The sequence below is a fragment of the Burkholderia sp. GbtcB21 genome (genome assembly GCF_019091065.1).
In the GTDB taxonomy this organism is placed as follows: Bacteria; Pseudomonadota; Gammaproteobacteria; order Burkholderiales; family Burkholderiaceae; genus Burkholderia; species Burkholderia pyrrocinia_C.
Map to the genome: position 1 here is coordinate 1 of NZ_JAGXKA010000367.1, position 249 is coordinate 249.

The following is a 249-nucleotide window of genomic DNA, read 5'->3' on the forward strand; positions in this document are numbered from 1 at the left end:
GAGGAAGTGATGACGATTCTGGAATTGCATCGGCAAGGGCTGAGTATTTCGGCCATCGCTGCTCGACTGAGTATGGATCGCAAGACCGTTCGTAAATACATCAGGAATGGCGTTCAGGCGCCGCGTTACGGTCCGCGCGCGCCGCGACCGTGCGTGGTCGATCCGTTCGTCCACTACGTCACCGAACGTGTACGCGAGTTTCCCGACCTGAGCGTCGAACGTCTGCTGCGCGAGATCCGGGCCATGGGG

General features: G+C 60.2%; 1 protein-coding gene. It reads left to right on the forward strand.

Annotation, left to right across the window (positions count from 1 at the left end; translation table 11 throughout):
- Nucleotides 1-249, forward strand: a 249-nt coding sequence (locus KVT39_RS37120; RefSeq protein WP_368858973.1) for a helix-turn-helix domain-containing protein, incomplete at both ends; no start/stop codon positions are given.